This window comes from Streptomyces sp. R41 (assembly GCF_041053055.1).
GTDB lineage: Bacteria > Actinomycetota > Actinomycetes > Streptomycetales > Streptomycetaceae > Streptomyces.
The window spans coordinates 3,704,715-3,719,564 of record NZ_CP163443.1 but is presented as its reverse complement, the minus strand read 5'-3'; the positions used below and the strand labels follow the sequence as shown (position 1 = coordinate 3,719,564).

At 69.6% G+C, this 14,850-nt stretch carries 13 protein-coding genes; 12 read left to right on the top strand and 1 reads right to left on the bottom strand.

The genetic code is table 11. The annotated features are described in order from the left end of the window. Positions 1-157 precede the first annotated feature (157 nt). The 9 genes from AB5J53_RS17245 (at position 158) to AB5J53_RS17205 (ending at position 12,287) form a co-directional block, all read left to right on the top strand. Positions 158-1,342: a hypothetical protein gene (locus AB5J53_RS17245; RefSeq protein WP_369246543.1), complete on the top strand. Its 1,185-nt coding sequence runs from the start codon at positions 158-160 to the stop codon at positions 1,340-1,342. A gap of 197 nt (positions 1,343-1,539) precedes the next feature. Then, positions 1,540-3,039, top strand: coding sequence for a D-ribitol-5-phosphate cytidylyltransferase (locus AB5J53_RS17240; RefSeq protein ID WP_369246542.1), 1,500 nt, complete (start codon positions 1,540-1,542; stop codon positions 3,037-3,039). Between the two features lie 148 nt (positions 3,040-3,187). After that, entirely contained in the window at positions 3,188-5,308 is a 2,121-nt protein-coding gene (locus AB5J53_RS17235; protein ID WP_369246541.1) for a hypothetical protein, read from the top strand. 301 nt (positions 5,309-5,609) lie between these two features. Further along, the gene (locus tag AB5J53_RS17230) at positions 5,610-6,752 is read left to right on the top strand and encodes a glycosyltransferase family 2 protein (protein WP_369252286.1); all 1,143 of its coding nucleotides are present in this window, start codon (positions 5,610-5,612) and stop codon (positions 6,750-6,752) included. A 259-nt stretch (positions 6,753-7,011) separates the two neighbouring features. Beyond that, on the top strand, positions 7,012-8,118 hold the full coding sequence (gene proB / locus AB5J53_RS17225; RefSeq protein ID WP_369252284.1) for a glutamate 5-kinase: 1,107 nt from the start codon (positions 7,012-7,014) through the stop codon (positions 8,116-8,118). A 209-nt stretch (positions 8,119-8,327) separates the two neighbouring features. Continuing rightward, on the top strand, positions 8,328-8,858 hold the full coding sequence (locus AB5J53_RS17220; RefSeq protein WP_369246540.1) for a hypothetical protein: 531 nt from the start codon (positions 8,328-8,330) through the stop codon (positions 8,856-8,858). 166 nt (positions 8,859-9,024) lie between these two features. Beyond that, positions 9,025-10,311, top strand: a complete 1,287-nt coding sequence (locus AB5J53_RS17215; RefSeq protein WP_369246539.1) for a glutamate-5-semialdehyde dehydrogenase — start codon at positions 9,025-9,027, stop codon at positions 10,309-10,311. A 150-nt stretch (positions 10,312-10,461) separates the two neighbouring features. Continuing rightward, on the top strand, positions 10,462-11,106 hold the full coding sequence (locus AB5J53_RS17210) for a hypothetical protein (RefSeq protein ID WP_369246538.1): 645 nt from the start codon (positions 10,462-10,464) through the stop codon (positions 11,104-11,106). Positions 11,107-11,219: 113 nt separating this feature from the next. Continuing rightward, positions 11,220-12,287, top strand: coding sequence for a hypothetical protein (locus tag AB5J53_RS17205; protein WP_369246537.1), 1,068 nt, complete (start codon positions 11,220-11,222; stop codon positions 12,285-12,287). Positions 12,288-12,328: 41 nt separating this feature from the next. On the opposite strand, the gene AB5J53_RS17200 is transcribed toward AB5J53_RS17205, so the two are convergent. Further along, positions 12,329-13,468, bottom strand: a complete 1,140-nt coding sequence (locus AB5J53_RS17200; RefSeq protein ID WP_369246536.1) for a M48 family metallopeptidase — start codon at positions 13,466-13,468, stop codon at positions 12,329-12,331. A 103-nt stretch (positions 13,469-13,571) separates the two neighbouring features. Here AB5J53_RS17200 and AB5J53_RS17195 point away from each other — a divergent pair, with 103 nt between their 5' ends. The 3 genes from AB5J53_RS17195 (at position 13,572) to nadD (ending at position 14,847) form a co-directional block, all read left to right on the top strand. After that, positions 13,572-13,730 (top strand): hypothetical protein, encoded by a 159-nt coding sequence (locus tag AB5J53_RS17195; RefSeq protein ID WP_369246535.1) that lies wholly within the window; start codon positions 13,572-13,574, stop codon positions 13,728-13,730. A gap of 154 nt (positions 13,731-13,884) precedes the next feature. After that, complete coding sequence (locus AB5J53_RS17190) at positions 13,885-14,046, top strand: hypothetical protein (RefSeq protein WP_327428662.1); 162 nt, start codon at positions 13,885-13,887, stop codon at positions 14,044-14,046. Positions 14,047-14,115: 69 nt separating this feature from the next. Further along, positions 14,116-14,847: a nicotinate-nucleotide adenylyltransferase gene (gene nadD, locus AB5J53_RS17185; RefSeq protein WP_369246534.1), complete on the top strand. Its 732-nt coding sequence runs from the start codon at positions 14,116-14,118 to the stop codon at positions 14,845-14,847. The last annotated feature ends 3 nt before the right edge of the window (positions 14,848-14,850 follow it).

Sequence of the window (14,850 nt, the reverse complement as noted above, 5' to 3'; positions counted from 1 at the left end):
GACTCGTGCGAACCCGACGCCGATACGGCTCGTGCGAACCGACACCGATACGGCTCGTGTGAACCGACGCCGAACCATGAGTGACGCCCTGGGACTCACAGGAGTCCCAGGGCTTTCTCAGTCTGCGCTCAGGAATGCTCCTTAACGTCCTCTTACCATGGAGACCGACTGTTCGATACGCCCCACGACAGCCGCTGAGACGGCTGCCCCCGCGCCGTTGCCCTCCGGCACCCGGCTGCTGCACATAGGCCCGCACAAGACCGGGACCACGTCGATCCAGGGCGCGTTGTTCGCCGCGAAGGACGCGATGGCCGGGCACGGTGTCGCCTTCCCCGCGCACAGCAGGCACCCCATGGAAGCCGCCCTCGCGGTGTGCGCCCGGCCCGGCATGATGGGCGACACCCCGCCCACCGAGGGCCACTGGCAGCGGCTCCTGGACGCGGTGCGCGCCACCAGGAAGCACACCTCGGTGATCAGCAGCGAGTTCTTCGCGGACGCGCCCGACGACGAGACCATCGCGCGGATCGTCGACGACCTGGGCCGGGACCGGGTGCACGTGCTGGTCACACTGCGGCCGCTGGCGAAGATCATGCCCTCGCAGTGGCAGCAGTACGTGCAGAACGGTCTGCGCATGGGGTACGAGGACTGGCTCGACCACATGCTGCGCAAGGCCCCGTACGAGAAGCCGAACCCGAGCTTCTGGCGCCGGCACCGCCACGACCGGCTCGTGGAGCGCTGGACGCGGGTCGTCGGTGCCGAGAACGTCACCGTCGTCGTGGTCGACGACCGGGAACGCGGTGGTCTGATGCGCACCTTCGAATCCCTCCTCGGTCTGCCCGACGGTCTCCTGGTGGAGGTGCCGGACACGGCGAATCGTTCCCTCACGCTCGCCGAAACCGAAATGCTCCGGAAACTCAATATGGAATTCCGCGGCAATGGCCTGCCCGACGAGCTGTATTCCAAGCTGGTGCGCAACGGCGCGGTGATGCATATGAAGAACACCTGCCGCCCCGCGCCGGACGACGCGCGGATCATCACCCCGACCTGGGCCCTGGAGGCGGCGGCCGGCATCGGCGGGGAGATGGCCGGGCGGATTGCCGCCATGGGCGTACGGATCCTCGGCGATCCGGCGCTGCTGTCCGCCGTACCCCCATCGGCGAGCACGGAGCCGGAGCCTGCGCGCATCGATCCGGAGGTGGCGGCCCACGCGTTGTACGGGGCGCTCGCCGTGGCGGCCGAGGCCCCCGCACGCCCCGCCGCCCGCACGGTTCACCAGACGCCGTCCCGGGAACTCGTCCGAGTCCTGGGTCACCGTGTGCTCAAGCGCCTCAAACGAACCTGAGGAGAACACGTACGAGAAACGTGTGCAGTTACTCACAGCAAATCCGGACAATCCGGTCCGGGTTCCCGGAAGTCGCCTGCGTGCAAGGTGAATAACCGGTTGCGCGCACATATGCAGCAGACGGCGCTCACCTTGCATGGCAGTAACCGTAAGTGGGACCATTCCCAAGTTCCCTGTCGCCCCAAGGTAGGTCATCTGTGTCTGAGCACTTTGCCAAGCCCCGTACGACCGCAGTGATCCTGGCCGGCGGCACCGGTCAGCGCGTGGGTCTGTCGATTCCGAAGCAGCTGCTGAAGATCGCCGGCAAGGCGGTCATCGAGCACACGCTGACCACCTTCGAACAGGCCGACTCGATCGACGACATCATCGTGCTGATGGCCCCTGGCTATGTGCCGGACGTCGAGAAGATCGTCGCGAAGGCGGGGCTGAAGAAGGTCACCAAGGTGATCGAGGGCGGCTCGACGCGGAACGAGACCACCGAGCGAGCCATCGCCGCACTCGGCGAGGGCCTGGCCGAGGGCGAGGACGCCAACGTCCTGTTCCACGACGCCGTGCGCCCGCTGCTGTCCGAGCGTGTCATAGACGACTGCGTCACGGCCCTTGAGCGCTACCAGGCCGTCGACGTCGCCATCCCGTCCGCGGACACGATCATCGTGACCCGCACGCACGGCGAGGACGGCGAGTTCATCACCGAGATCCCGGACCGCTCCCGGCTGCGCCGTGGCCAGACGCCCCAGGCGTTCAAGCTGTCCACCATCCGCCGTGCCTACGAGGTCGCTGCGGGCGACCCCAACTTCCAGGCCACGGACGACTGTTCCGTCGTGCTCAAGTACCTGCCGGACGTGCCGATCCACGTCGTCGCGGGCGACGAGTACAACATGAAGGTCACTCAGCCCGTCGACGTCTTCATCGCCGACAAGCTCTTCCAGCTCGCCTCCACCGCCGCGCCCGAGCAGGCCGACGAGGCCGCCTACCGCGAGCTGCTCACCGGCAAGACCGTGGTGGTCTTCGGCGGTTCGTACGGCATCGGCAAGGACATCGCCGAACTCGCCGAGGGCTACGGCGCGAAGACGTACGCGCTGGGCCGCTCGACCACCGGCACGCACGTCGAGAACCCGGAGGAGGTCGACGACGCGCTGTCCACGGCGTACGCCGAGACCGGGCGCATCGACTACGTCATCAACACCGCGGGCGTGCTGCGGATCGGCAAGCTCGCCGAGACGGACAACGCGACCATCGAGGAAGCGCTGAAGGTCAACTACCTGGCCCCGGTGCAGATCGCCCGCTCCTCGTACAAGTACCTGGCCGAGACCAAGGGTCAACTGCTGCTCTACACCTCCAGCAGCTACACCCGCGGCCGCGCCGAGTACAGCCTCTACTCCTCCACCAAGGCCGCCATGGTGAATCTCACCCAGGCGCTGTCCGACGAGTGGGCCGGCGACGGCATCCGCGTCAACTGCATCAACCCCGAGCGCACCGCGACCCCGATGCGCACCAAGGCGTTCGGCCAGGAGCCCGCGGGCTCGCTGCTGTCCTCCGAGGCCGTCGCGCACACCTCGCTCGACGTCCTGCTCTCCGAGCTCACCGGTCACGTCATCGACGTCCGCCAGCAGGACCCGACGGCGGGCGCGGGCCGGGCTTCCGGATTCGAGGCGGCCCTGGCAAGCGTCCTGGACCGCCAGGACGGCGTGGCATAATCAACTAATAGCCTTTTGGAATTCAGGCCTCTGTGGCTGCGCATTTGCCGCGCATTCGCAGAGGCCTGAATCCGTAAGGTTCGCTTTTTCACTTTTGATTCACATTTCGTATCAAACCGGCACTAACCCCTCAAGAGCAGGTTTCTCCGTGATTTCCACCGCTATTCGCGTTGCCCGGGTGGGCAGCGCGGCCGAGCTGGCCGCGGCGGCCCTCATGATGCTGGGCTTCCCCTGCCTGATGCTGGCCGCGCTCCTGCCGAGCGTCGCTGCCTTCGCGGCCGCGGCCGCCGTGACGTACCTGGCGGACCACTATCTGCACCGGCGTGGCAGCTATCTGATCAACCGCCTCAGCAAGGTGCGGGCCGGTCTGTCCATCAGGTTCCTCATCCGGCAGCTGCTCCTCGTGCTGCTCCTGGCGCGGCTGGACCTGTCCGACACCATGGTCTTCTACGCGGCCATCGCGTGCTTCCTGGCCTTCTACGGCTTCCAGGCCCCGCACGGCGCGCTGATCACGCTCATCCGGCTGCGCCGCAAGATGCCCGTCGCCACCCGCAACGTCGACCTGAGCTCGCGCATCCGCATCCCGGACGCGCCCCCGCGCCGTCTGCTGCACCGGTCCGCGGAGAAGATGCTCCACCTCGACCTCGTCGCGGTCGCCGGTGTGCTCGTCACCGCGGCGACCGACGACGACCTCTTCGGATTCGTGGGCGTCGCGGTCACGCTGCTGCTGGCGTTCGGCTATGTCGCCGCGCTCGTCCCGTTCGTACGCGGGAAGAAGGTCCCGCCGAACGCGGAGAAGGTCCTGGCGGCGGTCGACGACTGGCTGCGCGAGTACCGCCCGGAGACGGTGCTCTACTTCTCGGGCTCCAAGGACTCGGCGTACCAGGTCAACATGTGGCTGGAGACGATGGAGCAGCTGGACACCAAGCCGCTGATCATCCTCCGCGAGCGCGCCATCCTGGAGCGCATGGCGCCCACCACCGTGCCGGTCATCTGCGTGCCCGGAGGGGTGCACCTGATGAACATGGACCTGTCCACGGTGCGGGTCGCGCTGTACGCGGCGAACGTCGGCAAGAACATCCACATGCTGCGCGTGCCGACCATCAAGCACGTCTTCATCGGCCACGGCGACAGTGACAAGCTCGCCAGCGTCAACCCGTTCAGCAAGGTGTACGACGAGGTGTGGACCGCGGGCCGCGCGGGCCGCGACCGCTACGCCATCGCCGACGTGGGCGTCCGTGACGACGACATCGTGGAGGTGGGCCGCCCGCAGCTCGCCCCGATCCGGTCCTGGCAGGGCGTGCCCGAGGGCCCCCGCGGCGGAGCCGCTGATGGACGCTGCCCCACCATCCTGTACGCCCCCACGTGGGAGGGCTGGGACGACAACCCCGGCAACACCTCGATCCTGCTCGCGGGCGAGAACATCGTGAAGCGGCTCCTCGACGCCGACCAGCCGGTTCGCGTCCTCTACAAGCCGCACCCCTTCACCGGCACCCGCAGCGCGCAGGCCAAGGCCGCGCACGAGCGGATCACCGCGCTGGTGGAGAAGGCGGCCGCCGAGCGCGCCGCCGACCCGCGCTTCGCCGCCGACGCCGCTGTGCAGAGCGCGGCCAAGGCCGAGCTGGCCCGCATCGAGGCCCGCATCGCCGAGCTGACCGGTGCCGCCGAGAAGGGCGACGAGGCCGAGGCCACCCGCGACGGCATGGTGGACACGGCCAAGCACGCCGAGGTCGCCCGGCTGCGCGCCGAGTGGAACGACGCGTACTGGCGCTCCTTCGGCGCCGGGGAGCACCGCGTCATCACGGGCGCCGAGCCGCGTCTGTACGACTGCTTCAACGTCTCCGACGCGATGGTCTCGGACATCTCCAGCGTGGTCTCCGACTTCATCGCGAGCGGCAAGCCGTACGCGGTCACCGACTCCGCGGAGCTGGGCGTCGAGGAGTTCAAGCGGCAGAACACCGCGGTGCGCGCCGCCGTGATCCTGTCCAACTCGGCCGCCGAACTGGGCGAGTTGCTGGCCGCGGTGACCGACCCGACCGCCGACGCGCAGGCTGCCGACCGTCAGGAGCTGAAGCGTTATCTGCTCGGCCCGGACGAGCCGGCGTCGATCGACCAGTTCAACTCGGCGGTGGCGCAGCTGGCGCAGAAGGCCGAGCGGCGCAACCTCGGCCAGGAGTCCGGTACTTCGGCCGTCGCCGTGGACCTGGCGGGCGCGGTGCCCGTCCAGCGGGTGACCGGCGACACGGACGGTGCGGCGGTCACGGGCTGACCGAGTCCGCATGCACGCATGGGCATGGCCCCGAGGAGCACTCCTCGGGGCCATGCCCATTTCTTACGCTTCTTACGGTTTCTCTTACGTCCTTCTGCCAGCCTTCACCGTGAAGCTACCCATCGTCTCCTGTGAGCTGGGTCACGAATTGAGCGGCTGCGGGCAACCCGTACGTACTTTCAGTCGTCTTCTAGGTAGCGATTGAGGTGATAAGGGGGAAATGTTCTAGTGACACTTCCCGTAACAAGGGGGAAACGTGACGCAGCCTGATGTGACCGTCATCATCGGGGCGTACGAAGCGATGCCGTACCTGGTCAAGTGCCTGGAATCCGTGGAGAACCAGACGCTCGACGCGGCACGGATCGAGGTGATCGCGGTCGACGACGGGTCGACGGACGGCACGGGGGAGTATCTGGAGAAGTTCGCCGAGCGGGCGGCCATGTCCGTCACGGTCATCAGCCAGCCCAACTCGGGCGGCCCCAGCGGCCCGCGCAACGTCGGCCTCGGCAAGGCGCGCGGACGCTACGTCTTCTTCCTCGACGCCGACGACTACTTCGGCCCCGAGGCCCTGGAGCGCATGGTCGCGATGGCCGACGAGCAGGGCACGGACGTGGTGCTCGGGAAAGTCGTCGGGGTCAACAGGAACGCCCCGAAGTCGATGTGGGGCAAGAACCAGCCCCGTACCGACGTCTTCTCGTCGAACGTCAAATTCACCCTCAGCGCGCAGAAGCTCTTCCGCCGCGAGCTGCTCACGCGGCACGGCATGCACTTCGACGAGTCGCTGAAGACCGGCGAGGACGCCCTGTTCACGATGGAGGCCTACCTCCGCGCCGACGGCGTCTCCGTGGTCGCCGACTACGAGTGCTACTACCTGGTGGGCCGCGACGACGGCAAGCATGCGACCAAGAGCGGCAGTTACACCCTGCGCTTCGACTCCGCCCGCGCCCTGATGGGCCTGATTGCCGAGCACGTACCCGCCGGTCGGCGCCGCGACACGCTGATGATCCGCCCGTTACTCATCACCCTGCTCCCGCAGTTCGGCCCCGGATTCCTCAAGCAGAGCGAGAAGATCCGGCGTCACAAACTCGAGCTGGCCAAGCCCTTGTTGGACGCCTACTGGCACGAGGGCGTCGCCTCGCGCCTCAAGGTCCACGAGCGGTTGCGCCTCCACCTCGTGGCCCAGGGCCGGGGCGATCTCCTCGTCGACGTACTGGAGTTCATCAAGGCGAAGAAGGCCCCCGAGGTCCTGCTGGAGTCCCGCGGCCGCAAGGCCTTCCTCGCCTACCCGCACTTCCGCGACCCGGCCGCCGGCGTCCCGGACAGCTGCTACGTCCCCACGACCCGCGAGACGGTCACCATCGAGGGCTTCAAGCCGCGCACCACGCACTTCCCGCGGCTGCGGCGGGTGGCCCGGCGGGTGTTGGGGGCGCGGCGCGCGGCGTGAGCCGTAGGCCCACCGCAGTGGTCGTACGGCTGTGGTCGCCAGTCGCCAGTCGTCCGTCGGCGTTCGGCGGTCGCGTCCGGGGACTGGACCGGCGGGCGTCGGCACGCCCTCTTCGCGTAGATTGCCAGGCGGGGCACCCGGATCGACGCGAGGGGACACACAGCAGGTGGCAGGGGCAAGGCAGACCGTGACACAGGCCGACGCCGATGCCGTGGCGCAGGCCCGGACCCATGCCGCGACGCAGGCCCACAGAGATGCCGTGGCGCAGGCTCACCGGATCGTCGTCAAGGTGGGTTCCTCGTCGCTGACCACCGCGTCCGGCGGCCTCGACGCCGACCGGGTCGACGCCCTGGTCGACGTCCTCGCCAAGGCCCGCAGCGGCGGCGAGAGGGAGATCGTCCTCGTCTCGTCCGGCGCCATCGCCGCGGGGCTCGCGCCGCTGGGGCTGCGCCGCCGCCCCAAGGACCTCGCCCGGCAGCAGGCCGCCGCCAGCGTCGGCCAGGGCCTCCTGGTCGCCCGCTACACCGCCTCCTGCGCCCGCTACGGCATCCGCGTCGGACAGGTGCTCCTCACCTCCGACGACACCAGCCGCCGCGCCCACCACCGCAACGCCTCCCGCACCCTCGACAAGCTCCTCGCGATGGGCGCGCTGCCGGTCGTCAACGAGAACGACACCGTCGCCACGGACGAGATCCGCTTCGGCGACAACGACCGGCTCGCCGCGCTCGTCGCCCATCTCGTACGGGCCGATCTGCTCGTGCTGCTCTCCGACGTGGACGGCGTGTACGACGGCGACCCCAGCAAGCCCGGTACCTCGCGGATAGCGGAAGTACGCGGGCCGTCCGATCTCGACGGCATCGACGTCGGCAGCGCGGGCAAGGCGGGCGTCGGCACCGGCGGCATGGTCACCAAGGTCGAGGCGGCCCGGATCGCCGCCGCGGCGGGTATCCCGGTGGTGCTGACCAGCGCCATCCACGCCGCCGACGCCCTCGCGGGCCGGGACACCGGCACCTACTTCCACCCCACCGGCAAGCGGTCCGCCGACCGGCTGCTGTGGCTTCAGCACGCCTCCACCCCGCAGGGTGCGCTCACCCTGGACGACGGGGCCGTGCGCGCGGTCGTCGAACGGCGCAAGTCGCTGCTGCCGGCGGGCATCGCGTCCGTCGAGGGCGAGTTCACCGCGGGCGATCCGGTCGAGCTGCGCGACAGCACGGGCCGGGCGGTCGCGCGAGGCCTGGTGAACTTCGACGCCAAGGAGATTCCACAGCTCATCGGCCGTTCGACCAGGGAACTGGCGCGCGAGCTGGGCCCCGCGTACGAGCGTGAGGTCGTACACAGGGACGACCTCGTACTGCTGAATCCGTAAGACAGCCGTTCTGTCGCGCCCGTGAATGCGTACGACAGACGTTCCGCGGACCCGCAAAACAGCTGTCCACTACACCCGTAAACGGCCGATTCCCCCGCCTCCAGTGGGGGACGTTCCGTAAAACCGCCACGCGACGGCTCCCCACCTGCTCAACTTTGTGGCAGGGAGACCCCGGTATTCGGTACGACCATTGCGTAAAGGAGGCCGTCGTGAGACGAGTGCGCCCTGGGGCGGCGGCGTCCCGCGGTGGTGCCGCCTCCCGTGCGGGTGGGGCCGCCTCCCGTGCGGGAGGGGCCGCTTCCCGTGCGGGTGGGGCCGCCTCCCGCGTGGCGGGCGAGGAGCGGGCCCTGACGAGCGTCGCGGCCGGCGACACGTACGAGGGCGAGGAGCCGGCGGACCAGCCCCGGCTGTGGCACGTCACGCTCAGCGTCTCGGGCGACGAGGCCCCGCTGAAGGAGGTCAGGCGCGGTCTCGAACAGCTCGCCCACGACCACCCCTTTCTGCTGACCAGCCGGTACGCCAACGACCACGCGGAGATCCGCTACTGGGAAGAGGCCCGCGACCTGCACGACGCGGCGGCGGTCGCACTGCGCCTGTGGGGCGAGCACCGCCAGACCGCCAAGCTCCCGCCCTGGGAGATCGTCGGCCTGGAGGTCATCGACCGCGAGACGTACCACCAGCGGATCGCGGAGGGCTACGGACCGCTGCCGGCGACGCCCGTCGGAGTGCACCCCTTTTGAGTCCGCGTCGGGGCCCACGCCGGAGTTCGCCCCTTTTGAGTCCGCGTCCGGGCCCACGCCGGAGTTCGCCCCTCTTGAGCCCCCGTCGGAGTTCGCCCCTTTTGAGCCCGTCTCGCGGTGTGGGATAGCCGGTGGACCGGCTCGCGCGGCGCACTACCCTTCCCTCATGACCACGCTCTCGCCGTACGACTCGATGTCCCCGGTCACCCAGGCCGCCTACCGCGCGAAGGCCGCCGCCGCCGACCTGGCGCCCCTGCCGCGGGCCGAGAAGGACGACGCGCTGCTCGCGATCGCGGACGCGCTGGAGGTCCGTACCAGCGAGATCGTCGCCGCCAACGCCAAGGACATCGCGCGCGCCCGCGAGGCCGGGACCAGCGAGACCGTCATCGACCGCCTCACGCTCACGCCCGAGCGCGTGCGCGCGATCGCCTCCGACGTCCGCGACGTGGTGGCGCTGCCCGACCCGGTCGGCGAGATCGTCCGCGGCTCGACCCTCCCGAACGGCATCGACCTGCGCCAGGTCCGTGTGCCGCTCGGCGTCGTCGGCATCATCTACGAGGCCCGCCCGAACGTGACGGTCGACGCCGCCGCGCTCTGCCTGAAGTCCGGGAACGCGGTGCTGCTGCGCGGCTCGTCGTCCGCGTACGAGTCGAACACGGCGCTCGTACGGGTCCTGCGCGACGCCGTGGGCGGCGCCGGGCTGCCCGCCGACGCCGTCCAGCTCGTGCCCGGCGAGGGCCGCGAGTCCGTACGCGAGCTGATGCGCGCCCGCGGCCTTGTCGACGTCCTCATCCCGCGCGGCGGCGCCTCGCTGATCCGCACGGTCGTCCAGGAGTCCACTGTCCCGGTCATCGAGACCGGCACCGGCAACTGCCACGTCTACGTCGACGCGAACGCCGACCTCGACATGGCGATCGACATCCTGATCAACTCCAAGGCCCAGCGGCCCAGTGTCTGCAACGCCGCCGAGACGCTCCTGGTCCACCAGGACATCGCCCCCGAGTTCCTGCCGCGCGCCCTGGACGCCCTCGCGGACGCCGGGGTCACCGTGCACGCCGACGAGCGCGTCCTCGCCTACGCCAAGGACTCCAAGGCCACCGTCGTCGAGGCGACCCCCGAGGACTGGGAGGCGGAGTACCTCTCGTACGACATCGCCGCCGCCGTCGTCGACTCGCTCGACAGAGCGGTGGAGCACATCCGGCTGTGGACCTCGGGCCACACCGAGGCCATCGTCACCACCTCGCAGCAGGCCGCTCGCCGCTTCACCCAGCTGGTCGATTCCACGACGGTCGCCGTGAACGCGTCGACCCGCTTCACCGACGGCGGCCAGTTCGGCTTCGGCGCGGAGATCGGCATCTCCACGCAGAAGCTGCACGCGCGGGGGCCGATGGGGCTGCCGGAGCTCACGAGCACGAAGTACATCGTCACAGGGGATGGGCACATTCGGCGCTGAGGCTCCCGGGGCAAGAGCGTCCGGCGTCGCCACTGACATCGGCGCCGGCTCCGGAGCGCCGCCGGGGGCGCGCGGCGCGTGTTTCGCGGCCCGCGGTCCGCGCGAGGCGCATCTCGTCAGGTGGATGAATTTCCATACCGTCTGCCCAAAATGACCCCCCAGGTCTACTCTGGATCCGTGCCGGAGGACGTGGGGGGCACGCCGTTCCCTGACGGCTGGGAGCCCGACGACGACCGCGACCGCGGGGGTGCGGACGAAGAGTTCGCCTCCGTGGTCTTCGACGAGGACTTCGTACGGGCGGCGGTGATCCACGAGCCGACCGCAGTGGAGAGACTCCTGGCAGCCGCTCAGGCCCGCGCGGAGGCCTCCGAGGCCGAGGGGCGCCGGGCGCACGCCCGGGGCGCACGCGGCGACGACGAGCGCTACGACGAATCCTTCGGGCCCGACGGCCGTGGCGATTTCGGCCACGATCCCGACTTGGACGATCTGGACGACACCGAGGTCCTGGAAGGCCGCTACGGCGCACCGGGGACGTACGGCAGGGTCTATGGAAAACAGACCCGCTGGCACCGCCCCGTCGCCTGGATCCTCGCCCTCGTGATGGGCGTCGGCATGGTCGCCCTTGCCTTCACGGCGGTCTACCGGGGCGCGTCTTCGGGCCGCCAGGAACAGGTCCCGCCGCCGCCCGCCTCGACGGGCCTGGAACAGGGCCGGGACAAAGTCACCGGCACCGGACCCTCCGCTTCGGCCGACTACTCCCAGCCAGCGGTGTCGGCGGTCCCCCGGACACCCTGACACCAGCGCTGCCGACGACCCTTCGAACACCGTGACGATCCTGGTGAGAACCTGTCAGAACTTGTCGTGTAGCAGGGCGTTTACCTGAGCTCCGGGAGACCTACTCTGAATGTATGGGCGGGCCTGGAGACCCACCTGAGGGGACACCCGAGGGTGCTCCCGCTGGTGGAGAGGACGAGTACCGATCCGTCGTCTTCGACGAGTCGTTCGTTCGTGCTGCCCGCCTCCAGGAATTCTCCGCCCAGGAGCGCATGGCCGACCACGCCCCGGCCGTACGTCGCCGCCCGGCCCTCCAGCGCGGGCTGTCCCGGCAGGCGCTGATCCTCGTCCTGCTGATCGCCATAGCCTTCGGCACCGCGATCTACATGGGCGTACGCCACCCGTATCAGACCCCCACCGCCCAGCCCCCCGAGCCGCTGCGGATGACGGTCATACCCCTGGCCCCGCAGACCGCCGTGCCCGGCTCCACGAACGCCGAGGAGCTGTACGCGCACAGCCCGGCCGCCCAGTTCCGCATCGGCGCCGAGGGCATCACACTGCCCGCCTCCCGGCGCACCGCGCACTTCTCCGACAGCCAGGTCGTCACCGCCCTGACCACCGCCAAGGACTACCTCGTCGAGTCCTCCCTCGACCCGGACGTCCTCACCGGCGGCGCCACCCGGCCGGTACGGATACTGCTCGACCCGCAGCAGCTCGACCAGTTCGACCAGAGCCTCGACCGGCCGACCGCGGACGGCCGGCACGCGCCCACCGGCTGGCTGGTCCGCTTCGACGCGGCCCAGGCCCAGCTCGCCGACAAGAAGATCCGTGTGCAGGGCACCCTCCAGGCCGCCGAGTTCGACTCGAACACCCTTGAGGTCATCGCCGACCACACCTTCGTGTACGCGCTGAAGCCGACGGGCTTGGACGCGCACGCGAAGGCCTCGCTGTTCACCGTCCGGCGCGAGCTGCACTTCCGCTTCGACCGCGACGACCTGCGCATGCACCAGGCCGAGCTGGTCGTCTCCTACGTCCAGGCCGGGCCGCTCGCCTGCTCCGAGGACTCGGTCAACCAGCTGCACCCGCTGCTGGCGGGACAGACGGCGAAGGCGGGCGGCCCGGCCGGCACCGACCCCTACGCCACCGGCAGCGCGACGGCGTTGTGCGGGTCGCTGGCGACGAGCGCGCAGCCGAGGCTGTAGCTGTTGCCGGCGGCGTCTGCGGTCGCTGGGCCGGTTTCCGGTCAGCCGTTGCCGTTGGGGCTCTCGTCGTCCGGGTGCGTGTCGGTGTCCCGCGGCGGCGCGTCCTTGGGTGAACCGGACGTGTCCTTGGGCGAACCACCGCTCGCGAAGCCGCCGAAGCCGCGTCGCACCCGGCCCCCGAGGTCTCCGGCACCGCCCGCGATGTCGCTGACCAGCTTCATCAGCGGGTCCTTGGAGTTCTTCACGTCGCTGGCGTAGTTGGCCGCCGACTGCCGGAAGGAGTCCGAGACCGAGGTGTCCTTGTCCTCGCTGCGCCGCGGGTAGTGACCGTCCATGATCCGCTGGTAGTCGCGGGACTCGGCCCACTTCTTCAGCTCGGCGGCGCGCACGGTGGTGAAGGGGTGCGTGCGGGGGAGCGTATTGAGGATCTTGAGCACGGAGTCGCGCAGGTCGCCCCCGGCCTCGTACTCATCGGCCTGCGCGAGGAACGCGTCCACGTTCATCTCGTGCAGATGATTGCCTCCCGCGAGCTTCATCAGGCCGCGCATCGAGGCCCGCAGGTCCTGGCCGACCAGGAGCCCGGCGCGGTCCGCGGACAGCTCCGACTTGCGGAACCACTCGCGCAGCGCGGTGACGATCGCCATGATCGCGAGGTTCCCGAGCGGGATCCAGGCGACCCGGAGCGCGAGGTTGGTGAGGAAGAGCAATATCGTGCGGTAGACCGCGTGGCCGGAGAGCGCGTGGCCGACCTCATGGCCGACGACCGCCCGCATCTCCTCCTCGTCCAGCAGCTCGACGAGCCCCGTCGTCACGACGATGATCGGCTCGTCCAGGCCGATGCACATCGCGTTCGGCTGCGGGTCCTGGGCGACGTACATCGGCGGGACCTTCTCCAGGTCCAGGATGTAACAGGCGTCCCGCAGCATGTCGTTGAGGTGCGCGAACTGGGCTTCCGAGACGCGCACCGAATCGGACAGGAACAGCAGCCGCAGGCTGCGTTCGGGCAGCAGACCGCTGAGCGCCTTGAAGACGGTGTCGAAGCCGCTGAGCTTGCGCAGGGCCACCAGGGCCGAGCGGTCCGCCGGGTGTTCGTACGCCCGGGAGGAGATCCCCTCGAAGCGCCTGCGCTGCCTGCTCGGCACGTTCTCGTGCCCGTTCTGCTCGTGGCCGTCGTCGGACATGTGTTCCCCCATGTGCGTCTGAGTGCCCTGTGTGCCCCCAAGGCAGGGCCCAGCCTAGGCGGAGATACCGTGGACGGGCAGTACAGAGAAGGAGTCGTACGCCATGGAGCACATCTCCGCAGCCGCTTGGCTCACCGAGGCCGCGAACGCGGCAGACAAGCAGGGCCCGGGCAATCTGCTCCGTGTCGTGCTGATCGTGATGGTCGTCGGAGTGGCTCTGACCGCCTGGTTCCTGCTGCGGGGGTACAAGCGGGACGACTGAGCCCGCGCCATGGAGGGAGGCCGCGGCAACCGGCACAGGGGTGTGCGCGGCAACCGGCGTCCCCAACGGCGGAGTCGGCGTGATCGTGGCGAAGGCACCCGCATACGATGGGCCGACGTCTTTATCCCGCCCACACCGGATAGGTCCTGCCGAGATGAGCTTCCACAGCACCGCTGCACAGTTGGTCACCGTCGCCGCCGAGGGCGAGAATGGCGGCAACCACGAGAGCCTCAGCCCCTTCCTGACCGGCGGCGGGGCCCTCTTCATCCTGCTTCTGCTGCTGTGGATCACCACGCGCTTCAACCGGGACCGCTGAGCCCTACCGGGCCCGCTCCGGGCCCCTGTCGGCCGGAGCCCGTAGGTCGGGCCGGTAGGGTCTGCACGCATGGGAGAGCAGGACATGCCTACCGGTCCGGCGAGTGACACGGAGAGCGGCGCCGCCGGCGCCGCCACGGGTGGCGCGAGCGGCGTGGCCGACGGCGCGGCGAAGCATCTGACGACCGGCCCCGGAAACGGCCCCTCGAATCCGGGCAAGCGCCGCCTCGGCGTGATGGGCGGAACCTTCGACCCGATCCACCACGGGCACCTCGTGGCGGCCAGCGAGGTCGCCGCGCAGTTCCACCTCGACGAGGTGGTGTTCGTACCGACCGGGCAGCCGTGGCAGAAGACCGACCGAAAGGTCAGCCCGGCCGAGGACCGCTATCTGATGACGGTCATCGCGACCGCCGAGAATCCCCAGTTCTCGGTGAGCCGCATCGACATCGACCGCGGCGGCCCGACCTACACCACGGACACCCTGCGCGACCTGAAGGCGCTCAACCCCGACACCGACCTCTTCTTCATCACGGGCGCCGACGCCCTCGGCCAGATCCTCACCTGGCGGTACACGGAAGAACTGTTTTCCCTCGCGCACTTCATCGGAGTCACCCGGCCCGGCCACACGCTGACCGATCCGGGGCTTCCCGAGGGCGGTGTCTCGCTCGTCGAGGTTCCCGCGCTCGCCATCTCGTCCACAGATTGCCGTGCGAGGGTCGCCAAGGGCGATCCCGTCTGGTATCTGGTGCCGGACGGTGTGGTGCGCTACATCGACAAGCGCGAGCTGTACCGCGGCGAGTGAGCC